The organism is Syntrophomonas sp. DTU019, assembly GCA_913757435.1.
GTDB lineage: Bacteria > Bacillota > Syntrophomonadia > Syntrophomonadales > Syntrophomonadaceae > DTU019.
This window is the reverse complement of record CAJYDM010000003.1, coordinates 312,280-336,896: the sequence shown is the minus strand read 5'-3', so window position 1 is coordinate 336,896 and position 24,617 is coordinate 312,280. Positions and strand designations below refer to the sequence as shown.

19 protein-coding genes are annotated in these 24,617 nt (G+C 39.6%); 3 read left to right on the top strand and 16 right to left on the bottom strand.

What is annotated here, in order from left to right:
• Window positions 1-52: 52 nt before the first annotated feature.
• The 15 genes from AC15IQ_RS10505 to istA (AC15IQ_RS10435) all read right to left on the bottom strand — a co-directional run bounded on the left by AC15IQ_RS10505 (window position 53) and on the right by istA (AC15IQ_RS10435) (window position 18,638).
• Entirely contained in the window at window positions 53-520 is a 468-nt protein-coding gene (locus tag AC15IQ_RS10505; protein WP_483179011.1) for a hypothetical protein, read from the bottom strand.
• Between the two features lie 126 nt (window positions 521-646).
• A complete protein-coding gene (locus AC15IQ_RS10500) occupies window positions 647-2,287 on the bottom strand; it encodes a transposase (RefSeq protein WP_483179010.1) in 1,641 nt (546 codons plus the stop codon).
• 122 nt (window positions 2,288-2,409) lie between these two features.
• Complete coding sequence (locus AC15IQ_RS10495; RefSeq protein ID WP_483179009.1) at window positions 2,410-2,751, bottom strand: hypothetical protein; 342 nt, start codon at window positions 2,749-2,751, stop codon at window positions 2,410-2,412.
• An 898-nt stretch (window positions 2,752-3,649) separates the two neighbouring features.
• On the bottom strand, window positions 3,650-4,336 hold the full coding sequence (locus AC15IQ_RS10490; protein WP_011641594.1) for an ATP-binding protein: 687 nt from the start codon (window positions 4,334-4,336) through the stop codon (window positions 3,650-3,652).
• Window positions 4,329-5,801: an IS21 family transposase gene (gene istA, locus AC15IQ_RS10485; RefSeq protein ID WP_483179007.1), complete on the bottom strand. Its 1,473-nt coding sequence runs from the start codon at window positions 5,799-5,801 to the stop codon at window positions 4,329-4,331. The genes AC15IQ_RS10490 and istA (AC15IQ_RS10485) overlap by 8 nt, the downstream gene beginning before the upstream one ends.
• A 253-nt stretch (window positions 5,802-6,054) precedes the next feature.
• Window positions 6,055-6,624 carry a TIR domain-containing protein gene (locus AC15IQ_RS10480; protein WP_483179005.1) on the bottom strand — a complete coding sequence of 190 codons (570 nt, stop codon included), beginning with the start codon at window positions 6,622-6,624 and terminating at the stop codon, window positions 6,055-6,057.
• Complete coding sequence (locus tag AC15IQ_RS10475) at window positions 6,625-8,058, bottom strand: SIR2 family protein (RefSeq protein WP_416197191.1); 1,434 nt, start codon at window positions 8,056-8,058, stop codon at window positions 6,625-6,627.
• A gap of 154 nt (window positions 8,059-8,212) precedes the next feature.
• Entirely contained in the window at window positions 8,213-11,368 is a 3,156-nt protein-coding gene (locus AC15IQ_RS10470; RefSeq protein WP_483179003.1) for a type I restriction endonuclease subunit R, read from the bottom strand.
• Between the two features lie 13 nt (window positions 11,369-11,381).
• Window positions 11,382-12,452, bottom strand: a complete 1,071-nt coding sequence (locus AC15IQ_RS10465) for a restriction endonuclease subunit S (protein WP_483179001.1) — start codon at window positions 12,450-12,452, stop codon at window positions 11,382-11,384.
• Window positions 12,449-14,407 (bottom strand): type I restriction-modification system subunit M, encoded by a 1,959-nt coding sequence (locus AC15IQ_RS10460; RefSeq protein ID WP_483179000.1) that lies wholly within the window; start codon window positions 14,405-14,407, stop codon window positions 12,449-12,451. The genes AC15IQ_RS10465 and AC15IQ_RS10460 overlap by 4 nt, the downstream gene beginning before the upstream one ends.
• 42 nt (window positions 14,408-14,449) lie before the next feature.
• Complete coding sequence (locus AC15IQ_RS10455) at window positions 14,450-14,659, bottom strand: helix-turn-helix domain-containing protein (RefSeq protein ID WP_058259153.1); 210 nt, start codon at window positions 14,657-14,659, stop codon at window positions 14,450-14,452.
• Window positions 14,660-15,099: 440 nt separating this feature from the next.
• On the bottom strand, window positions 15,100-15,900 hold the full coding sequence (locus AC15IQ_RS10450; RefSeq protein WP_483176941.1) for an ExeA family protein: 801 nt from the start codon (window positions 15,898-15,900) through the stop codon (window positions 15,100-15,102).
• Window positions 15,893-16,360 (bottom strand): Mu transposase C-terminal domain-containing protein, encoded by a 468-nt coding sequence (locus AC15IQ_RS10445; protein WP_483177253.1) that lies wholly within the window; start codon window positions 16,358-16,360, stop codon window positions 15,893-15,895. The genes AC15IQ_RS10450 and AC15IQ_RS10445 overlap by 8 nt, the downstream gene beginning before the upstream one ends.
• Window positions 16,361-16,375: 15 nt before the next feature.
• Window positions 16,376-17,125, bottom strand: coding sequence for an IS21-like element helper ATPase IstB (gene istB, locus AC15IQ_RS10440; protein WP_483176950.1), 750 nt, complete (start codon window positions 17,123-17,125; stop codon window positions 16,376-16,378).
• Window positions 17,082-18,638 carry an IS21 family transposase gene (gene istA / locus AC15IQ_RS10435; protein ID WP_483176949.1) on the bottom strand — a complete coding sequence of 519 codons (1,557 nt, stop codon included), beginning with the start codon at window positions 18,636-18,638 and terminating at the stop codon, window positions 17,082-17,084. The genes istB and istA (AC15IQ_RS10435) overlap by 44 nt, the downstream gene beginning before the upstream one ends.
• 85 nt (window positions 18,639-18,723) lie before the next feature.
• On the opposite strand from istA (AC15IQ_RS10435), the gene AC15IQ_RS10430 reads away from it, so the two are divergent.
• From AC15IQ_RS10430 to AC15IQ_RS10420, 3 genes are read left to right on the top strand one after another with little or no spacing between them, the layout of a single operon-like run.
• Entirely contained in the window at window positions 18,724-20,010 is a 1,287-nt protein-coding gene (locus AC15IQ_RS10430; RefSeq protein ID WP_483179056.1) for a recombinase family protein, read from the top strand.
• Window positions 20,011-20,442: a recombinase gene (locus AC15IQ_RS10425; protein ID WP_483178999.1), complete on the top strand. Its 432-nt coding sequence runs from the start codon at window positions 20,011-20,013 to the stop codon at window positions 20,440-20,442.
• Window positions 20,429-21,997: a recombinase family protein gene (locus AC15IQ_RS10420; RefSeq protein ID WP_483178997.1), complete on the top strand. Its 1,569-nt coding sequence runs from the start codon at window positions 20,429-20,431 to the stop codon at window positions 21,995-21,997. The genes AC15IQ_RS10425 and AC15IQ_RS10420 overlap by 14 nt, the downstream gene beginning before the upstream one ends.
• Before the next feature lie 74 nt (window positions 21,998-22,071).
• Here the strand turns inward: AC15IQ_RS10420 and AC15IQ_RS10415 are convergent, their stop codons facing one another.
• Window positions 22,072-24,450 (bottom strand): hypothetical protein, encoded by a 2,379-nt coding sequence (locus tag AC15IQ_RS10415; protein WP_483178996.1) that lies wholly within the window; start codon window positions 24,448-24,450, stop codon window positions 22,072-22,074.
• Window positions 24,451-24,617 lie beyond the last annotated feature (167 nt).

The following is a 24,617-nucleotide window of genomic DNA, read 5'->3' as shown; positions in this document are numbered from 1 at the left end:
TTCTGATATATTACCACCAAAACTATTAGGCAAAACCGATAATGCGACGCCGTTAGAGTATATATTTTTTACTTGCCAAAAACACTGATGTTGAAGGATCAACTTCATAGATATCAAAATCAACAGATGCATACGCACTGCTGTTAATAATTCCAGCTGTTGCACCTGCTACTTGTAGATACCCATTATAAGTGCCTTGAATGTTGACTAAGGCGCTACCTGAACCAGAACCAGTAATTGAAACTAGTAGACCAATTGAACTCATTGCGTAACCTGAGCCAATCCCACCGGGACATTGGTAATCACTTTTAGCATCTGCCCAACCCGTTCCGTCGAAACCATGATCTGCTTTGGTTCTGTTCGGAATATCAGAGGTTAAAGAAAACCCCGAATTTGCACTAGTGAATACTGCGTCTGCACGATTAAACGTCTCGTTTGTACCAACGTTTAAAGATTCTATTTTAGATTGTTTTTCGAGTAGTATTAGGTTTTTCGAGACTAATTCTTGATTCCACTGCAAAAACAGGTTGTTTAACCCCTATGGGGGTTTTCAATAGTAAAAATTGTCTTGAGCAGATAGCTCAAAAAGTTCTTTTTCAACTGAAGATCGCTAATTTAGACCTCCATTACTATGGTTTTGTGTTCGTTAACCTAAATTTGGGCATAATATCCCTGCTTTTGGCCTTTTCGGCTTCCTTAGCTTGCCCAGAGCCATCCGGGAAAACTGCTTAATATTTCGGGCTATAATTTTGTAAGCAGTGACCAAGTAAGTTTTTAGCACGCCACGTGTGTAAAGGTTATTCAGATCTTCCCCTCTTTTTAGAGCGGAGTTGGTTGCTTCGATTCCAGCACGATAACTGGTGTTTTCACGTCTGACCGCAATATTGTGTATTTGATCTCTAACCCGGTCAGCCTGGATGGTTTTTAAACTAACCCGTAATATCCGGTCTTTCTTCTGGGTCTTTACTGGACATATATCAAAATTCGGGCATCCTTGGCAATCCTCGTGTTTGAAGTGGCAACTGCTAGTCTTGGAACCGGGATTGAAATCGCTTCTAAATGGGATCTTGCCCTGGGGACAACTGATTATTTTCATATCATCATCAAACTTAAAACTGGTTGTGGAAAGTTTATCTGATGGAGCCTTACGTCCGGTCATATCTGTATAGTGTAGGTTAACCTCTAGCTCATCTGCCATTTCTATGACCTCTTGGCCGTAGTAACCTCCATCTAAGTAGATGTCCTTTACATCCGTCCTTTGTTTGATGATGGGTATGCGCTCCTTAGCCATCTCTACATCGCTGATGTTATTGGGTTGTACTGAAAAGTCGGTAATCACCTGAATCGGGTTTTCTTTGCTACTGGTTTCGCTCACGTTTAAAACGTAGCCGCTATGGTTCTTACCCGCTTTGTTACGGAAGGTAGCGTCACTATCATAAGCTGATTGCAGGGAACCGCTTTCAATTTCACTACTGGGCTTGGCGAGCCATATTCCCTTAGATTCATCGAAGGCAGCCTGTTCGCCTAGAAAACGCTTAAGCAGAACCATTTCTCGTTTTGAAGCAAGGTTACGATCCTTATTTGCCAAGTTATCTACCTCTTGCATGAGGTTAAGGACTTTCTGGAACCTGCTTTCCAGTTCCTGATTTCTAGTTCTGTATAGTAAATCAGTTCTGAAGCTATCTCTTAACACTTGTTTGAGATTATCGGAAAGCATGTTAGAAGCAATGCCTCTTACCGCTTGAACCAATACATCCAGGGCTAACGAGAGTCTACCGGCTTTCTTGATATTGGGAGAAATCAAGGTAGAATCCATACGCTGGTCATCGGTTTTTATCCCGGCTTGTTCGATAAAATTCTTGGTTAGGATTTCAAACTGTTGGAAAATCACTTCATCTTGCTCGGGATACTCTAATATGTGCCTATAAACTCTTTCTCTGAATTCGTAAAGGGTACGTTCAGCCAGGTAAACCTCACCCAGGTTTCTTATACCTAGGGCATAATTGACCTGGAAGTTAAAGTAGAACTGCTCGATTAATTCTTGATCAGTATAACCAAACATGTTTTTGATAATCTCTAATGACATCAGTATATTAACTGGAACATTGGGTCTGCCGGTATCAAGACAATACATGGGGGCAAACAGATCTTCGTTGATTTTACAAAAAACATGTTCATAGAAAACTGGTGCCCAGGTTTTGTTTAGTAGTTTGGCTACACTTGGTCTCATGGACTGGTAATGGCTAAAAAGTTCATCTTGATAGTGACTATCGTTTTTACGGAACATACTGCAAAACCACCCTAAAGTTAGTTTATCTTTTATTTGCTTTAAATATCTAACTATTACTTCGATATTCACAGTGGTTTATCCTGCTGTTTTACAATATTTTTGGGGTTTTTGCAGTGGAATCATTCTTCTATATTAGTCTCCTTTTTCTTTGTTGCTTTTTGGATTTGATCATAGGTAAATGGTATCTCTAAAACCGCATCTGGATTTCTGTTAATATAATCAGAGACTATCTTATCCTTAAGTCTATTCAAATCTGCCTCATCAAGTCCTTGTATCATATCCCTACTTAGTTCTTTATAGTTTATGACGTTTTCTTCATTTACAACTAATGATTCGTCCACACCAATTGCCTGATCCTCCATGGCTTGTGTTACTGGTGTTATTATAAGTGATAATATCAATACTAGTGCGAATAAAAATGATTCTTTCCTTTTCTCAATGGTTTTCTCCCTCCTTTTCATTTAAGACATTAAAAAAGCTATTCTGTGATATTGTTTTTTCACGACATCGATGTTTTATACATAGTGGATTAAAACAGTGAATTAAAACTAGTTGAAAAATAATTTAACAGCATCTAGCTACACTCATAAGCCTCACTCCTCTCCCATCCTGTATTGTATTTTTACATTCCGCTCCAAACACTGCTCTAACTACGGAAATATAAGGGGTATAATGCCCCCCATTGTCAAGGCACTAAAGGTGGATTTCTAAGTTAGCCTCCCTTCTTTGTTTGATGCTATCAGGCGGCGGGGGTAAGCACGCCATAATAAACCTGTTCTAGGTATGGGCCTCCGATTGATGAATGCGGCCGGTATGTATTGGTTCTTGTCCAGCTGATTCTTCCGTTGTCGGTTCTGACCAATTCCCCCTTTCATAAACAGTTTTTTGGATCGCTGGTTAGTTAGGGTGCTTTATATCATAATTTACAATAATATTATAATATGTAAATATTTATAATGCAAAAGAGCCATTTGAGGGTGTGAATACTCTTACAATTAGGACATAGCGAACTTGTGAGCAGTAGGGAGCGCAAATGGCTAGCAGCCTGTGCGAATCAGCTACGAATATTACACTGACGGCATAGTCAAAGCCATCGACTATCCCAATGGACTAAGAACTGATATATATAACAACAACTGTTTGAAACCGCGAATTTTCACGCGTTACCCCACGCCCGTTTCCGGGGCAAAAAGTGGTAGAGATTTAGACCCCCCTACCCCAGAAACTGCAGAAAATCTCAAAAGTTAAGCTAATCTTAGGATTTCGTGAGATTTTTTGCATCTATATAAAACCGTTAATCGGCATAGTTTTCAAATTTGAGTATTAACCCTTTTCTAGAAAAGAGGTGAGTATTTTAATTTATCTGTCGGTCAAGCGAATGATCTGACAATTGGCTGTTATTCTATCTAACAGAGTCTGACAAAGATGTTTGTCTTCCACTACATCTAACCATGTAGATATTTCTCGATTGGTAATAAAAATGATACTTCTTGTTTCATTAAGAAAAGTAACTGCTCGATAAAAAGCCTGCAACTCTGACCTGGTTGGTTCTAGATAAAAAACATCATCAATAATAATCAAGTCGCATTCCCGCATATAGGAGAAGGTTGCGCCTGCTTTTGGGTTTATATCTTTGTTCTCTAGAATAGATATAAAAACATCAATGGATGCATAGTAAGTTTTATGTCCATTGTCGATCGCTGTTTCTCCAAGATGAACTGCAAGACTAGTTTTGCCTGTCCCGCATTTACCAAGTAGAATAACGTTTTGTTCTTCATTGAGCCACGTCAAATGGGATAATTGTTTTATCTGCCATTCCAAACCTTTGTTTAAATTTGGTAATTCAAATACCTTGTTGGGAAGTTTGCTTGCCCTTCTTAGCTTGATCTGTTTTTGTCTGGCTCGTATCTCTAGTTCTTTATGTAGTATCATCTGAAGATAATCTAGGTTGGACAGTTTCTCATCATTCAAATCAATATATCCCCTGGAAATATTCCATAGATTTAGCTTCTTAGCCAACTCGCGGATTTCAGTTATATCAGCCATCGATTTCCCTCCTTATCTCCTTGCTACGTGTCAGATGGTTGAAATACTGTTGATTTGGTAAGAACTTCTTTGCTATCTGCTCACCATGCTTATACATTATGTAAGCCAAAAGTTCATAGGCATTGCAGCGTTCAGTTTCAATGCAATATCTTACCCCATCAAGCATTTGCTCCATCGAATAAAACTTCGTCATGCGATTTAAGCGAATACAATGGCTATTAAAATATTTTGGTTGTTCCTGTTCCATCCGCCGTATAAATTCCTGAGCTATTTCATGCTCTGCAAAATATTGTTTTATAAGAGCATGAGAAACCCTGTTTCTGTTGTTTTTTTCCTCAGCTTTGAATATCTGTCCAGTATCTTCTGTTACTGGATACTTAGCTAATAATTCATTAGTATCAGTATCATAAAATAGAAGTATTTTACCATCATCCTCAATACGTATACGTTGATGTGCATCCATCACACCGACATCAATCTGATAACGATTCCCTTTATAGCTGACCACTCCATTGGAATCAAAGGATGCTACAGTACTTGATACCTCTGAATATGGTTTAACATGAAAAAGCTGTTTTTGTTCTTCAATAAACATTTCTCGTGGCACTTTTCTAGTCACAGTATGAACTCTCCCGTTGCCTTCTCTATCCAACCATGCAAGAGCTGCACTGTTAAGACTGTCAATTCCGGTATATACCCTCCCCTCCAGAAAACTTTGCTTAACATATCCAATTACCTCTTCTACCTTACCTTTACTCTGAGGATCTCTTGGCCTGCATAATGAAACACTGTAGCCGATACGCTTTACATATTCTTCAAAGGCCGGTACAAATATAATATTACCTAGATTTTCGCTACCCACATAGACCCGATCAAGATCATATAGAATTGTCTGTGGTCTTCCTCCAAAATATTGAAATGCATAGTTATGAGCTTTTATGGCTGTTTCGGTCGTGAAGGGATCCGGTGAAAAGCAAACAAATTTCATTCTGCTATAACTCAGAACCATACAAAAGAAATATACCCTCACAATTCGTCCATACATATCTTTAAGTTTATATTGACCAAAATCAGCCTGAGCTTCATATCCTGGTGGCGAGACTTCACGTGGCGAGATTTTCCGCTTACTGGTATGCTGATACCCATGCTGTTCCCTTAAGGCCTTCATATAGCGGTAGAATGTAGCTCGTTTAACTTGTAAATCGGGAAAGGCTTCCATCAATTTAAGATAGACATTTGTGTCCCGAATTTGCGGGCATATTTTCAATTGCTCTAATATGTACTGTCGATAATTATCCATATGATACTTTTCCTGCTCAGCTTCCCTTACATAATCTTCTTCGCTCATATTCCAGTATTTGCTGACAGAAGAATAGGTTATCCCCAGCGCTTTAGCAGTTTTGGTCTGGGCAAGTCCGAGTTCTTTGTATTCTTGGATTTTTTGGTATTGCTCGATACCGATCATGTGTTTTCCTCCTTGGTTTTGTTTTAGGAACGAACATCTATAGCGGCACAATCATAGGCATCACCTCCTCTTCAACAGAAGATTAATTTTTATGATAAAGAAATAAAACCAATCATGGACAAGCGCCGCTTGTTCATGATTGGTCCTCATTTCTATTATTAGTTATTTATTCACTGCAGTAAAAGATTTTATGTGATTAAAATACAATATGTATATTCGTTTATAAACCGATCATCTTCACCATCAGACGGATTTATTCGATCCATTTATCAAAATTATTATACCCATCATCAGCAACCCAATCATAAACCTTGAAATACTTTGACAATTGATAAGCTTTCCCCCATTCAGACTGTTGAATACCGCTTATTCTCCATCCATCAAGATCGGTATATTTGACCCATTTCCCATTTTTATATTCTAGCAAATTAAGTTTTTGACCGTCATTGCTAAATTCAATTGCAAGATAGTCAAATGGATTAGCCCCCAATTTTTTTGTTTTTTGATCTTTACCTGCTATGGAATTAATATGAATGCCCAATAACAAATTTCCTTTTTCCAGACTTTTCATGATTTCATATCTAACCCATCTTCTTGAGTATGTTTCAGAACCTATTAAAACAGCTGTAACTGATGTATTTTTAAGTTCGCTATTGATTAAGCGTTTTAATGCTAAATCGCTTTCTTTCTTCGCATCTTCCCATATAGAAGCATCAAAATAACCTGCGCCTTCATGTTTTGTTGTTTTATGATTTCGAACCACGTTTGCACGAAAATCAATTACATCTTGATAATGAAAGCTGAAAAAAACTCTCTTAGCCATCTAAATTCTCCTCCTTAACTCATCTATTATTTTAAGTATAGTACTAATAATTTCATGTGGTATCAAAGAATTCCCAAGGATTTCAAACAATGGCTTAAATACTTGTTCATCAGAATAATACCTTGAAAAATCATTCATTACTTCTTCCCATAAAACCCTAGCTTGAAAACCTGTTGCCCCTACTGGAATTACATTTAATCCCATTGATTTCGCTATTTCAAATTCCTTTCTCACACCATCGGCATTGACAATCTTCCCGTCAACCATTTTATTGCCAAATAAAAAAATCGCTATACCAGATTCAGAAATTATGTTCCGTCTATAAAAATCCCATAGGTCAGGAAGTGACTTGTCACCACTTGCTTTTTGTGGAAATGGTCTTAAAATTAAGTTGTTTTCAATTCTTTTTTTCTTTTCTGATTGTAAACAATCAAGCGCACCATTAATCACATAACTCCCTACGCCTAGACCGAATCCAGAAATAATTGTGCAATCACTTTTCACCAGTTCATAACTTAAGCCATGCAAGAGTTCTTTTGCAATGTCCTCAGACATTGCACCGTAGTCTTCAGCACTTCCAGATATAAAGATACTATTTTTTCTAAAAGATTTTTCAATCATTCTTAAAATATTAGTTATTTCTTGGTACTCATTAACTAATATGGTTTTAATCGAAAATCTTTTCAAATCATTTATCTGAAGTTCCTGCTTAATCCTTGCATAATCATAATCCTCTTTATTGTCAAAATCTGTTTCAACTATTTTTTTTAGAAAACAATAATGAGGACGTTGATTTCCCTCAAGCCTTATTCTTATACGGCTAAGGATATAGTTTAAGTTTGGATCATTAAAACTGAATCCTATAAACAAGAATGTCTTTGATACCAGGTCACCTTGTAATGCAGTAGTGAACAACGAATGCGTTAGCTCATATTTTTCATAATCATCCCGTGTTATAACTGCCTTATGAACTTGACTGACATCACCATGCATTTTATAAATAACCGCATCTCTGTCACTTAACGTAATTGCAAGATTTTCCGGATCAATTTTTACATCAGGATTTTTACCGTTTTCTCTAAGTGCTGTTTCAATTAAGGTGTCATAATTTGTTGTCCAATATGTCGTAATAGGCAACCTGGCTAAAATCCTATGGTTCTCAGTAATAGAAGCACGTCTTTGAAATTCATCAATAATAATCTGATTTAACCTACCTCTTCCACTATGTTCATTGCAATAATACTGAGCAAGAGAGATTAGATCATGTTGTTCTTTTTCTACCTTTAAATGAAGCTCTTCCGCAACACTTCGGAGTAGTTCTGTCCAATTCACAAACCCTGCTCCACTGGAAAGTCCTGCTCCAGCAAAAATAGCTGCATTATTTTCTCTTAACGCTTTAGAAAAATCGTCAATAAAAGGTTTTAGATTCTGCAACCCTATTCACCTCTTCCTTTTAAATTTTGACTTCAGAGTTAGCGTCAATACATCCTTTATATAGCCTATATCTCCATCGCGACCATATCTTTCTTTTCTTCACTGATTATGAACTTTTGTATTTATTAAAACACTGAACCTTTATTAACTGTCTCTATGCTGCCGGATAAGTAGTATATACAAACTCATAAATCTTTCGGCGATATTCATTTAATAATCTATCATCGTAACTATCAGGTAGTTCACTCCATAGGGTATCTCTGATAAGTATATCGACTGCTGCCTGAGTTTCTTCCTTTTCTGTCCAATGATCCAATTCACTGATTTTATCCTTGATTCGTTCCAACAATACCTTGGCAAGCTTTTTAACCTTTTTAATCTCTGCGGGAGTAAGTGAATCCTTTAAAAGCAAATCGTACATAGCCAATTCTTCGTCATTGTTAAATCCTTCCCGTACGTATCTTTTCTCCTCATCATCCAGATCATTTACGAAGTTAGTTAAGTCAATAAATGTTTTCTCTATGGCAGCTTTGTCCTGTTCAGCATTGTATTCCTCAATAATTTTCTGATATCGTTCATAATAGTTAATACGTGATGGGTTGCGCTTCATCATATTATCCAGCCTGTCATTGATAAGCTCCTGTAAATCTTTCATAAGAAGATTCTTATTCTTAACACGTGCAAATTCCTGCTGCAAGCGTTCAAAGTCAATATGGCTAATATCAAAGCGGCGACTTTCAGCTAAGTATCCACCACCATCTTCGTTTACATGATCTGGTAGCTTAACAACTTTGATATATTCACTAACTATATTGTGCAGCTGAATCATTAAATCTGTATTATCCGAATGCTTCCTTTTTTCCTGCATCTGGTCATAAACTGCACTGATAGCATTTTTATAAGCTCGGTACTGATCTGTGATTTCTTGTTTTTCGACATACTTAAACAGTTTGAATAATTCCCTAACCATAACTTCAAAACGTTTCTTCACTTCCTCTGAAACACACATGGCATTTGCTCCCTCTTGAACCAAGGCTAACTTGTCAAAGTCAACTGCCTGAACAAGAGCTGACAAATTAAAATCATGCTGTTTCATGTACTCAATGATATCATTGGTTAATTCAATGATACGAGCAATCAATTCTGCTTTATCAGGAGCAGGATCAGACCCATCAGTTCCGCCTTTAGTTTTTGTATAATCAGCCAAAGCCTTCCTCAGTGCTTTAACAACACCAACATAATCAATAATTAGGCCATTGCTTTTTCCCTCATAAACACGATTCGCTCGTGCTATGGTTTGCATTAAGGTATGTGCCTTTAATGGCTTATCCAAATAGATTGTAGAAAGGCATTTCACATCAAACCCTGTCAGCCACATAGCGCAAACAAATACAATTCGAAATGGATTATCAGGATCCTTAAATTCCTTGTCCATTTCTCGTTTTTCCATTTTGCTGCGATGGGGTTTAATATCCAGTCCCCATTTTTCAAAAGTAGCTACTTCATTTTGTTCCTGGCTGATAATAACCGCCATTTCTGTGTTTTTCATCCACTCTAGCCTACGGCTGATTTCCATGTATTCCTGCTGTGTGGCTCCAGATAGCGAAGATTCAATTTCTTTTATTTTTAGCTCCCAATATTTCTGAGCTAAATTAAACATTCGAACTGCAGTTACTTTATTGATACAAACAAACATGGCTTTGCCCGTTGTCCACAACTCAGAGTAATGCTCTACAAAATCCTTTGCAATGGTATCCAAACGTTTTTCACTGGTAAGGACATGTATGTCCTTAGCTAGTTCCTGTTCTAGTTTAGCCTGCTGATTGACATCCAGATCAGCCTGTTCTATTGCATCTAGTAGTTCATCATTAATTTCAGGATTATCTATCTCCAGTAGATCGGCTCTATTCTCATAATATAGAGGAACTGTCGCTCCATCATCTACAGCACGCTTGAAATCATAAATGGAAACATAACCGCCAAATGTTCTTTCGGTAATATTGTCGTAAGCGAACAGCGGTGTACCTGTAAATCCTATACGGGAAGCAGTAGGAAGCAATGTACACATATTATCAGCAAATATACCATTTTGTGTACGATGTGCTTCATCCGATAAGATTATAATGTCGTGGTCAGGAATAATTGGTGGTTCATCTGGTTTATTAAACTTATGTATCAACGTAAATATAAAGCTTGGATTTCCTTTTAACTTCTGAATTAAATCTTCACCGCTAGTAGCAATAAACTGTTTGGCCTTCGTAGTACCAAGCAAACCACAAGCTTCAAAGGTATCACTGATTTGCTTATTCAGCTCTTCACGATCTGTCAAAATAACAAATGTTGGGGAGCCTGCAAATTTTCGCCGAATCTTTTGTGCAAGAAATACCATGGAATAACTTTTCCCGCTACCCTGAGTATGCCAGAAAACACCCAGCTTACCATTGTTCAGTTTTCGATTCTTATAAGATTCAACAGCTTCGTTAACACCAAGGAACTGATGGTTTCTTGCCATAATTTTTGCCGTTGCACCACCAGAAGTATCAAAAAGGATAAAATTTTCAAATAAATCCATGAAGTTTTTCTTATTACAAATACCTCTCAACATGGTTTCCAGTTCCACTGACCCAGTATCATCTTCATGTAAACGTTTCCAATCATTGAAAAACTCGTATTTACTACCTAGGGTACCTACTTTGGATTCCAAGCCATTGGACAACATCACAAAGGCATTGAAATGAAATAGCTGGGGAATGGTATCTAAATAGTCAGTGTAATTGCAGGTGTAGGCATCCTGTACATCTACATTTTGCTTTTTCAACTCTATAAAAAGCAGTGGAATGCCATTCACAAAGCCAACAATATCGGTTCTGCGACGATATAAATCACCATGAATCTTCATCTCCTTTACAGCAAGAAAATGGTTCTTTTCAGGCTCAGAGAAATTAAACACCCGGACCAACCTATCCTCCTGATCGCCGTTAGCTTTCTTAACTTTTATAGGAATGCCATCTCGAAGCATTCCATATTTTTCGCGATTAATCTGCATTAAGCTACTAGAGGATGTATAAGCAAGAAGTGTTTTAATTGCAGAATCACAATACTCTTCAGTTAGCCAGTCGTTATTTTCAAACAGTGCCTTACGAAGGTACTTGGTAAGAACAATTTCTTTATAACTTTTACGCCCGAAGGTACCATTCACGCCGAGGACTTCCTTATTATAGGCAAACTGAACATCCCACTCTAATTCATCATGAAGTAGGTTTCCCGCACTATTTTGCACTAATATATTTTCAGAATACTCCCAGCTCATATGTACGCCTCCTTTACACCTCTATTTCACCGTTCATCAGTTTAGGAAGTAGAAAATCACGTGATTTTTGTAATAAAAATATTTTATCTATTAGAATCTGAATGACCTTAAAGTATATCTCGACAATACTTTCAAACTCTTCTGATATATTCTTAGTAGGAACTATAATTTTGCTTGCCTTTAGGTATTTAAAATGCCTAGCATAGTGATAGTTTGACAAATCAATGTTCAATAAACTGCAATATAGTAGATGCTGTGGCATTTCTTCGACCCCTGATACAATAAGCTGAGTACCATCTGCTCCTTTAGCGAATGGAAAATTTATTAATTTCAATATCCTAGTATGATCGCCAAAAACAATTACTGGAACTCCTAAATCAACAATAGTTTCTCTGTCATCTGTATACCCTGCGATAAACTCTCTACTTTGGTCAATTATTGGGATTTCTCCACTGTTGTTATATTCTGATTTCTTTACTTGCTTAGTACGTGGTGTCTTCGAGATTAAAGAGCCAACTTCTTTATACTCCCACCCCTCCGGCACACCATCAACTATCTTAGTGTTTTCATATCCAGGGAATCGAAGATTAACAAACCATTCTTTATACAACCGCATAGCTGCTTCTTCCAGTAACTTAATCTGCTTTTGATTGTTATCAATTAAATCATCATAGGCAGAAAGAATGTTAGCAATTCGTTTTTGCTCATCTATATTAGGAATCTTGATTTTAATTTGCTTAAGTGTTGTTTGTGTTATTAGAGGCTGAGCAGCACCTCCAGCATAGTTATTCAAATTTAGATTTTTCAATAGATAATAGCAATAATTTATATTGGCAATATCTTGTTTTGGTTTTACTACAATAGTGTTATCTGAAGCCCAAAACTCATCTTTGCATCGCATAACAGAACCACAATAAGCACCCACTCTCCCTAGTATAATTGCGTCTTTATATAATTTCCTATTTGTTAATCCGATAATTCCATTTGAACCATATATTGGTACATTCCCTTGCTCACTACTTTTTGTAACTTTTCCATTATAAAAGTCTAAAATATTAGCAAGTGTAGTATCTACTAACTTCATATCCCCAGCTCCTCAAAATTCGCTGAAATTGTATCCATTAACTGGTTTGCCTCTGACTGTAATGTTAAGAGTTCCTTATGAATTTCAGTCATTCTTTCTTCAAAGTTTTCATCATCTTCTTCTACAGGAGCTACTCCCACATATGCACCCGGAGTAAGGCTCCAGTTCTTTTCTTCTATTTCATCTATAGTTGCAACTTTACAAAGTCCCAGAACATCGGTATATGTGCCGTCTCCGAATTTTTCAGTGAGCCACTTTGCTTCTTTTATAACTGTGCGGCATGCTTTAATTTGAGATACTACTTCCTCAATGCGACTAGAAACAGATTTCTTGAAACGGTCCCAAGTTGTTGCGGTTTCATCGATGGTTTTAGCAAACTCCTTAGCTTCATCCTTCTCCAATCCATCACCGTACTCACAAAGTGCTTTTAACGATGCATTAAGTTCTGTAGTATACTTTTTCAACAAATCATTCAGCGGTAACAGCTGGTTAATATCCTCTGAAATTATAATGATATCTGAAATCTGAACTCTCAATGGTTTAAGTTTCTCACCATAGCCATTCAACAATATCGACACACTTTCAAATTCAGCATCTAGTTCTCTACAATCATTGATAATTTGAGTACTATAATCCTGTAATAGTTTTGTGTATTTCTCCGTCTCTCCACGATAGAGCCAGACAATGGCATTTAGGTTTTTCATCTGCCATTCACTCCACTCATTGAGTGTTCGATCCACTACGGTATAGTAATTACGTGAATCTATAAAAAGAACTTTATCCTTTAATTCTTCTTTCTTCCCCTTATCAAAGAACCACAGGGAGCAAGGTAATGAAACCTTGTAAAAAAAATTATTAGCCACTGACATTAAACAGTCTACATGCCCGGTCTGAATAAGCTGTTTTCTTATTTCTCGATCCTTATTGCCGCTATCTGTAGCAGAAGCAGCCATAACAAAGCCAGCTCGTCCGCTATCATTTAAATATGCATAGAAATATGAAATCCAAAGATAATTAGCGTTAGAGACTTCCTTTTTCTGATTTACCCCCGGCAGCCCAAAAGGTAAGCGTCCTGCATTCTGAGTAGATTCTGCTTTTACTTTATCTACATTAAATGGAGGATTAGCCATTACATAATCGCAGCTACCTTCCAGATTATGAGCATCATGATAGAAGCTGTTAGCCTCATCACCAGACTTGATTTTTGCATTCAGACCATGTACAGCCATATTCATGATACATAACTTAGCGTTAAACTCCACTTTTTCTTGTCCATAAAAAGTCATAACAGAATTAGCATTGATGCCTTCAGCATTAACAAAGTCACTGGAAGAAACAAACATCCCACCACTTCCACAGGCTGGATCCAATACTATCCCATGAGTTGGCTCAATTATATTTACAATCATCTTTACTAAAGATTTAGGTGTAAAGAAAACTCCATCATCCGAAGCGATAGCTGAAGCAAATTTATTTAAAAAATACTCATATATACGTCCAAGGATATCATCGTTGATTTCATTCAATGCACTATTGTTAAAAATACGCAACAATTCTTTCAACAAATCATTTCTAAAAGAAGTATATGTTTTAGGTAGTATTCCTTTCAATTGAGTACTCTCTGCCTCAATAAGCTCCATAGCTTCATTGACTGCTTTCCCACAATCAGCATCGTCTGGTAAATTGAGCAAATAATCATATCGTGCCTTCTCAGGTAAAAAGATAGCACTTTTCTGCTTAAAATCACTTGACTCAACAGGCAGTACACGACCATTTCGAACTGGACGGTCTTTTAGTATTTCTGCCTCTACATATTTAAACCGGCTATATGCATAACGCAAAAAGATTAAACCAAGAACCGGCATGCAATATTCTTGAGAACTTAATTTAGAACCTTGACGTAAGAGATCTGCTGATTCCCATAATTCTGATTCTAATTTTCTTATATTTATCATTAAACAAGCCTCCATTTGATTGATATTTCACAATAATAAATACTAATTCCGTTTGGTATCCATTTCCATGATATCACAGACGTCACATTCCAACGCTATACAGATTTTTTGTATTATTTCTGTACTAACATTTTCGTTTTTACCAAGCTTTGTTATCGTAGCAGAACTTATACCCGCAAGCTTCTGCAAGTCTTTCTTTTTCATATCTCTATCAATAAGAAGCTTCCATAGTTTTTTATAACTAATTGCCATTGTAATCACCTCTATGTATGTATAATTACATGATATCATTAGCATCATTATATTGCAAACATTTTCTTTAAGTTCGCATGATTTTTTATTTGTATTCAACAATTATTACTCTAAATCCTATATTGTCAGGTGTATAGAATGTTACATCCATCCCATCTACTCAACCCTGCTTATTTATCTATTCTGTCAACTCACCCCTATCTAATATCAGTCTCAAATTTCAATCAAAAAAACACCCTCGATATGTTTCCATGAACATACATCGAGGGTTTAAGTCGATTTGACAAATTTATTTTTATTTTATCAAACACAGTATTTTAGAGGCTTTGCGGACTTATTGTTACTGCCACCCCATAATGTCCGGTGATAGACGGTGTAATTTGGCCAAAAGTTGACGGATGTGCTGACCGTTTGGGCAGCCCCTTAAGGGGCAGGGAGAACTAACTCAATTCTCCCTGAACAACTAGCTTAACCATATGATCATCAATAATGTTACGTTTGTTCTGAGCTCCATAAAGCAGACAATGAGTGCAGACCTTGTTAACCATTCGCGCTGCTCCACTTGAAAACTTGAATATCTCATCAACAGCGTTATCAGAGAAAATATCATGTTCGGCACCGGCATAAGCCAGGTGTCTTTTTACATATTCGCCAACCTGAGAGCGATCCAGGTGAGGCAGCTTGCATTGTATGTCGATGCGTTGCCTGATGGCCGAATAGGACTGAAGCTTAAGCCTATCCCAGAGTTCATTCTGGCCTACCAGAATCAAAGCCATCGGGCTTTTGGCGTCCATTTTGAAATTCAACAGGAACCTGACTTCTTCCAACATCTCTTTGTCCAATAGATGGGCTTCATCCACGATAACCACGGGCTGCAGGTGGTGGATACCCTGCATCAGTTCGATCTCTTTATGTAGTTGCCGTTTAGCGTCTCCCCGGTAGAATTTAGCCTCACAGCCCAATTGCTCTAATAGGCCTTTGTAGAAATGCCGAGGTGTTAACTTGGAATCAGCCAAGTACATCACCATATACCGAGATGTGTCCAGGATTTCTTTAAAGCACCTTATGGTAGTGGTCTTACCGGTTCCACAGTCTCCGGTTAATACTGCAAACATCTGCCGCTGGGCGGTGTACTCAAGCCTCCCCAGGGTTTCTTCCAGCAGGTGTGACTGATACAACTGATCAGTGGGTATATCCCTGGAAAAAGGTGTCTTTTGGAGACCATAGAAACTTTCAAACATGCCCTTCGCCCTCCTTGCTTACTGAACGATAGGAAACGGCGGGGGTATAGTTGTCTTTGCGCTCCTGGTGCTTAATAGCTGCTGCTTGGAGCAGCCTTGATGAATCAGTGGGTTCTTTCTGCATGAATTCGGGTAAGGGCGGTCTCTTACCCGCCCGTTCTCCAATCACCAGTTGCCGGGCTTTAAAGGGCTGGTGTCCTTCATATTCGATGGTAAGTTCACTAATATCTGCCGGATCGAAGATGACATCGACTTTGCAGCCGATAAAAGTCAGACCTACTTCGTATTTTCTGCTTTCAAAGCTGATACAGCCTGATTTATCTACCTTTCTTTCCTCACAGTGCATAAATGCACTGGCTAGTATTTCCGGATCAAGGTATTTCAAGGTCTTACGGTCACTCTGGTATGCCACTGCCGGACTAATGTAAGCGGTCAAGTATTTTGGAGAAATTTTGGCCAATAATTTTCCATAGGACTACAGTCTTAGTATAGAATCTCGATGTTTAAGGCGGTAACTGTCGCCGGTCAGATTGAATATCTCACTATGATGAGCGATTCGATCCAGGATAGCGGTAGTTATAACCGGGTCTCCCATCAATTCGGCCCAGTCTTCAAAACCCTTGTTTGAAGTTATTATTAAGGCCGTCTGTTCATAAAGTGATGATATCAATTGAAAAAACAAATTAGCTTCCTGCCTGGTAATGGGGACAAAACCTATCTCATCAATTACCACTAAATCTGAAGCCATGATCCGTTTCATCCTCTGGCGGCTCCGGGTTGAGGTAGTTTCCAGCTTAAGATGCTTGATTAAATCATCCATATTTACGAAGCTTACCTTGTAACCTTTTTTCACAGCCTCAAGCCCGATAGCTACAGCCAAATGAGTTTTCCCCACTCCCGGAGGCCCAAGGAAAATCAGATTGTAGAACTTCTCAATCCATTGCATATCCAGCAATTGATTAACCTGTTTACGGGTAATAGAACGCTGAAATGCAAAATCGAATTCATCTATGCTTTTAACAAAGGGAAACCCCGCCATCTTCATCCGGCGCTCTTCAGATCTTTTTTCACGGTAGTTTATCTCTCCCTGCAGCAGCCGGTTAAGAAAATCCAGATAGGATATGTCGGTACTGCTTGCTGTCTGCAGGGTTTGATCCAGGTTGTCTCTGCACCAGGAAAGGTTAAGGCTTCTTAAATAAGTCCTGGTTTCTTCGGCCTTGTTCAATACTCATACCTCCATAAATAGCGGCGTATTCGCTAATATTTCTGATCTCGGTTTTAATCCGATAGGCAAGAGGTATGGCAGACGTATCAAGTATAGTTTCCGCCGGGCTGTTGTTTTGCTGGGCAAAATACTCCAGGGCGGTCTTGAATTCAACTGCGCTAAAAATACTCCTTTCCACACAATAATCTAATGCCTGGGATATTGTTTCCAAAGAGTAATTTTTAATCGTTTGGATAATGAGATTATACTGGTCACGAACATATCTGGGTTTTTCTTTACGAATACCATCGAGGAAAACAGCTGCTATTTCACTTCCTCCCATATTGGCCAGGGTATCTTGATATAATTCGGCTATCCGGGCAGAATGGTCGCGTTTATGATTGTTATTCCTGATCAATCGGCCTTTATCCAGAGATATTTCATGACGGGCCAGCTCTTCATCGGTTTCAAGGTCAAAAACGATTAGTATGCCCTGGTCTGCTTTAATCTTCACTTCTCTTTCAGGATGGTAAGTGCCCAGGGGCAAAGTATATCGGTTGCTGTTGTACCAAATGATATTGTCTTTGCGTACCTGTCTTGTTATAATTTCTTCAGGTTGATTAATTATGGTCGGTATCGGTTTTAAGTGTTTTTGTTCTTCTTTAAACACTTCTGCCGGTACCTTTTTTGTTGTGCCATGTATATTGGCGTTTGCTGTTCTGTTCAGCCATTCTATACACCCCTGATTAAATGCTTGAATGTTGTCAAATATCCGGTGCCTGGCGTAGTTGCCTTTGGCATATTTGATAACTGCCTCAATTTTGCCCTTGGTCTCCGGATCACTTTTGCGGCAAAGATATATCTTAAAACCCATCTGCTGCCGGAATCTCTCGAATTCTGCTGTGTATATGATATCCCCAAAGTTTTCGTTTATAGCCAGGAGCCTGTCCTGATCGTACACAATTTCTTCTGGCACCCCTCCTATGTATTCAAAGGCCCGATAATGCACCTGTATGAATCTGGCTGCTGTAAGTGGCTTATCGTCCCATTCAACATATTTATAACGGCTGTGTGAGAGAACCAGCCCAAATCCTGTGAGCTTTACCCGCTGCCCCTGGGTATTTACCAGGGTGGTAAAACCTAAATCTACTTGTGCCTGATAACCCATGGGCAGTTCTTCCACTGCTTGGTATTGACGCTGGATAATAGGCTTCTTAATGTTATACTGAATCCGTAAACTCCTGATAAATCGTCTAAGCGTTCTCTCCTTTCCCTGATAATCTAAATAATGCTGTTTAAGCCAATCTTGTATTTGTGCTGATGACATGTCGGGATGTTCCTGTAACCACCTCACAATTTGTTCTTCGTATTTTTCAAGCTTTCTGGTTCTTTTTGTGTTTTTTCTTATTTCGTCATATTCGTCTGGCGTCACCTCCCAATAACGATCAACTGTTTTCCAATCTATGCCCAACTGCCGTTGAACTTGTGATTTATTAAGCCCCATCTCCTTTAGCTGCTGTAATTCTTGATACATCGGCCACCCCTTCACCTGGTTCCTCTCCTCGCATAATTGTAGTATTTTACCCTACAATTTTAGCTGGTTTGGAACATTAAGGTAAATATTCTCCGTTTTTAGTGGCCAATTTTTCTCCCTTTTATTTTACCGTTTACAACTGGTCAGAAAGCTGCTTAATCTTAATGTTTTCATCTATTTTGAGAAGGAAAATATCAACACGGGGTCAATGGAAAGCGAACTCATGCTGTCAATCCTGTCTGGACTGGCTGAAAATGAGTCGTTCTCCATTGCTGAAAATAACAAATGGGCGATAAAGCGCAGGTTTCAGAATGGCACCTATAAAATTTCCTATCCGCCTTACGGCTATGACAATGTGGACGGAGAAATGGTTGTCAATAAATCTCAAGCTAAAATTGTCCGACACATTTTTGACGAAGTCCTTTCTGGCAAAGGAACATACAAGATCGCAAAAGAACTGAACGACAGAAATGTACCGACCAAAAAAGGCAGTCGCTGGACGTCAACAACGATACGAGGGATTGTAAGCAATGAAAAATATACAGGCGATGTTGTTTTCCAAAAGACTTATACTGACGAGCGCTTCAACCGCCATAACAACCATGGAGAAAAAGATCAATACCTAATTCGGGATCATCATGAGCCGATTATAAGCCATGAGGAGTTTGAAGCCGCACAGGATATTATCGAACAGCGCGGTAAAGAAAAACGGCTGGAGAAGCAAAGTAAGAAATATCAAAACCGTTATCCATTTTCAGGCAAAATCATCTGCGGTCAGTGCGGCGGAACCTTTAAAAGAAGAACCCATGCGAGCGGCAAACATAGAATTGCGTGGTGCTGCTCCACTCATATAGCGGACATCAAGAAATGCTCTATGAAATTTGTGCCGGAGTCCGATTTAGAATATGCGTTTGTCACCATGATGAACAAGCTCATATTCGGACATGAGATTGTCCTGAAGCCTTTGCTCATCAGTCTGCGCGGAATGAATTCCGACGAAACTCTGGAAAGCATTCGGGCGATTGACAAGAAGCTTGAAGAAAACACAGAACAGCGAAATGTTCTGGTTGGGCTGATGACCAAAGGCTATCTTGAGCCTGCCGTTTACAATAAGAGCAATAATGAATTGTTGCAAGAGGCAGAACGCCTGCGCCGCCAAAAGGAATCCATAACGCGATTCTTGAATAATGACTTCCAAAACCTAAGTGAAGTCAGTGCTCTGCTGCAGTATGCTACCAAAGCATCAATGCTAACGGGCTTTGACGGTGAATTGTTTGCCCGTTTTGTGGAGAGGGTTCTTGTTTATTCTCGTGAAGAAATCGGATTCGAACTAAAATGCGGCATTACGCTAAAAGAAAGGTTGGTGAGATAAATGAGCCATATACCATTTGGCTACCGTATTGAAAACGGAAAAGCCGTAATTGATAAAGAGGCTGCAGAGCAGATAAAAACATTGTTCCAATTTTACCTGAGCGGCGATTCCTTGGCGACAGCAGCTAAGAAAGCAGGTATTAAAGCTTTCCATTCCGGTATCGGCAGAATGCTACGAAATACCCGATACCTCGGTGATGAGTTTTATCCGCCGATTATTGACAAAGACACTTTCAACACTGCCGAGGCGGAACGAATTATGCGGGCGGAAAGACTCGGCCGTACCAAAAAGTTTAAACAAGAAAAAGATGTCGTTTATCCTACCATCTTTCGCATGAAAGAAGGAACAGAGGAACTCGACGACCCATTCGCGCAGGCGGAATACGCCTATAGTTTAATTGAAACGGAGGTGAACAAGAATGACAGCAAGTAAAAGCGTCACCGTGATTCCGGCAAGGAAGCACGCGCTCAAAAGCAAGGACGAAGAAAAGCCGAAGCTCCGTGTGGCGGCTTACTGCCGTGTTTCCACAGACAGCGAGGAGCAGGCTACCAGCTATGACACACAGATTGAGCATTACACTGCCTACATACAAGGGCACCCCGACTGGATGCTGGCAGGAATATTTGCGGACGACGGTATTTCCGGTACCAATACTAAGAAGCGTGAAGAATTCAACCGCATGATTGAAGAGTGTATGGCCGGTAATATCGATATGATCATTACAAAGTCCATCAGCCGATTTGCCCGAAACACACTGGACTGTTTGAAGTATATCCGCCAACTAAAGGACAAGAACATTCCGGTCTATTTCGAGAAAGAGAATATAAACACCATGGATTCCAAGGGCGAGGTTATGCTCACAATTATGGCATCTCTTGCGCAGCAGGAAAGCCAATCTTTAAGTCAGAATGTGAAATTGGGTTTGCAGTATCGTTACCAACAAGGTGAAATACAAGTCAACTGCGCACGGTTCCTCGGTTATACCAAGGATGAGAATAAGCGCCTTGTGGTTGTACCCGAAGAAGCCGAAATCGTAAAGCGCATTTATCGAGAATACCTTGAGGGTGCCAGTATGCTGAAGATTGCCCGTGGGTTAGAGGCCGACGGTATCTTAAACGGCGCAGGCAATGAGCGCTGGCACACCAGTAACATTAATAATATTCTACGAAACGAAAAGTACATCGGAGATGCGCTCTTGCAGAAAACCTACACGGTTGATTTTCTTACAAAAAAGCGGGTTAAGAACAACGGTATCGTTCCGCAGTATTATGTAGAGAACAGCCATGAAGCCATCATCCCGCGTGAAGTTTTCATGCAGGTGCAGGAAGAGCTTATCCGCCGCCGTATTGTGCACACAAGCCCGAACGGAAAGACCAGAACTTTCAGCAGCAACCACGTGTTTGCTCAAATAATCATCTGCGGCAAATGCGGTGAGGTTTTTCGCAGGGTTCACTGGAACAATCGTGGTAAAAAGTCCGTCGTCTGGCGCTGCGTCAGTCGCCTAGAAAACACTGGCCTGTTCTGCGATGCCCGCACAGTGCTTGAAAGCACCATTGAGCAAGTGCTGGTCACCGCTATCAACCAAACACTTTGTGACAAGGACTCTTTCCTCACTACTCTACGGGACAACATCGCCACCGTCATAAATAGAGAAATTGACAAGGCGTTGGCGGATATCGAGAAGCGGCTCGAGGAACTGCAAACGGAGCTATTAAAGCTGGCCACTTCTAATGCGGATTATGAGAAAGTTGGCGATGAGATTCACCGACTGCGTGACCAGAAGCAGAAACTACTTCTTGAAAACGCCAACCGTGATGAACTTAAAAAGCGTATGGCTGATATGAGCACATTCCTAAAAAAGCAATCCACCGCTCTTGCCGGATACGATGAGCAGCTTGTCCGACGGCTGATTGAGAAAGTTACGGTCTTTGAGGACAAATTTACTGTTGAATTTAAGTCTGGCATGACGGTGGATGTAAATGAATAAGCAAGGAAACAAACGAGGCACTCTACGCAATTTGACGTAGGGTGCCTTTGGTTTGTAGAACATATATAACTTCATTATTGAACTAATCCCTCTTCGAACGAACTCTTAAATTTCAACAAGTTTTTTCTCGCAATTTTCATAGCTTCTACAGACTCCTCGGCATTCTTTATCTGTCTTTTCAGCTCCTTTTTCTCTTTACCGTCAGCAACATCGGCTTTTAATCTTAACTCTGTTAATCCGTTTTCAATATTCCTGATGTTTTGGACATATTGTTCATAAACGGAATTTGAATACTCCGTGTCATGTTCATCATTCAGGAATATCTCGCGAACGGAGACAAGCAATTTTGCCGACTGTAAAATTGTGTTCTGTTTGCCTATAAGGCCAGCAACTCCTACCGCTCCGCCGATACCTAAGCCCGCGCCTATTCCAAGGGCAGCCCCTCCACCAACAATCACAGCAGTTCCGCCTATCATTCCAGCACCACCGACTGCGATTGCACCACCACCAAGATAAGCAAGGCAGGCACTTGTCAAGGCAGCGCCACTAAGACCAGCAAAGTTCGATCCGACCAAAGCAACTGCGATGGGTCCGGCTAAAGCTCCGGCTGTTGCGATGGTGACTATGGCGATACCGGCGGTTATTGCGCCTCCGATAAGAAGCCCCTTGAGCACCTCTTTCATTTCAAAAACGACCTTTTCGTAGCATTTACGAAGACGTTTTATGTAACCTTTATGGTAGTAATCACCATCAAAATATGAGTCAAGAAACGCATCACCACTATTTTTGGAATACCCGCAAGTAGGTATTTGCAGCTTGCTGTATTTTTTGTTCGGGACAGTATTGCCCTTTTTATCTTGTTGTACGCCCAACGGGTAATATGGCTCAAAAAGCATAGCTTCAAGGAGAACCAATCTGAACCAGGTTTTTTGAGGGTCGTTTTCTTCGATTTTTTTAATGAGTTCCTGTTTTGAATACCAATGAAGCGTAGCACCCTCAGTTCCTAAAAAGTTCGCAAATCCATTTGTTATATATGTTTTCCACTCGTTTAACCACTCGTATTTCAACTTCTTAATTCCATCCTTGCTTATGGGTTGTTTTGTGGTTTCGATATCATTAAGGGTCTTGTAGTATTCGAGGTTGTACAAAAACTCCGTTTGCTCAACCGTTAACCCAAGTTTGTCCATATCCATATCCGCACCTATCCTTGCATAAATGTTATCATCTTCTTGCATATACGCAAACCGCTTTATGTCCTCATACACTTTTTTTATATGCTTGATATTCCGGGCTTTCAGACACCAAGACACGTCTTCACCTATGGCCATAGCGAAACGACCGACACCAACATAGTTAATCGAAACCCAGTATTTCTGTGTTATGACCGCTTCACCGACATCTACGGTTGTAAATACGCCTGTTGAAATTGTGAGCATTCTGGCTATAGTGGGATTGTTCAGCGGCTTCACATTATCCCAGTTTATCTGGTTCAAATCTGAAACCAACTGTATCTCGTTCGATCGTATTTCTATTGCAAGGTACCGAATGAAGTAGAATGTCCTGACAATACAGTCGTTCGCCACAACCGGAACAGCCTGTCTTCCAAGTTCGATGCCAACTCCTAGTTCACCACGCAAGTCAAACTTGATAACTGTTTCTTTAATAATCTTGCCGTTCTCATCGTGCTTTGCAAGCAGAGTACCGTTGAATAGCTTCGATAGGAATTCCGACAGCGAATTCTCACTGACATTCATATTTTTGAAAATTGGCAGGACAGAAAGTTCTTTTGCTAAAGCAAGCATAGGACCAGGTATTCCAGTGCCGCCACTTTTGCCGACTGAACTGCTCGAACCAGCAACATCACTAACGAGATGAAAGAACCAAGTAATCGTACCGAAGAGTATCTTCGACGGTACATCGTCTCCGATAAAAGCTCTGCTCACTTCCGGCACATCAACAATCTTAAAAGAACCGCTCGTATCCGTGCCGTAAGATTTGTATGTAAACTGTGTAAGAAGTGAGAACATTAGCCCGACGATAGTGGGATGGTGGGCAAAGTCACGCAGATGATGTTGAAGACCGCCACCGAAGTCAGGAGTATTTCCATCGCTTGGTATAGGAAACTTCTTCTCAAGGAATTTTACAGCAGATTCCAAATCATCATTTTTGCAGCCAAGCATCTTAGCTGTTTTTGTGACAAAACTGTCTATTTTATCGCTTGCAATACCCCGTCCGCGTTCTAAGCTAAACTCTCCGACCCATAGTATGTCGAGCATGCTACACAGCACTCCGCTAGCGACTGAAACCAAGTAGTCTAAATTGTCTGCTTGGCTTGACAGCAATTCTATCTGGCTATCCAAGTCAAAAATTATCCTATCGAGGTCATACTCCGTATTAATCGCAGCCTCGTTATAAGGTTTTAGTTCAATTTGCAGATTATCTGTTTCATTCATTCCAAGCGACCTCCTGGTTTCAAACTTTATTTATTACATTTGAGATGAAATGCAACTCCTTTTAAGCATACATCCAACCTGACCACACAACTTCAAAAACTTCCGAAAAAACATCTAACCTGACCACTCGCGACCCCTGACATCTAACTCGGCCACTCGCGGGGCTA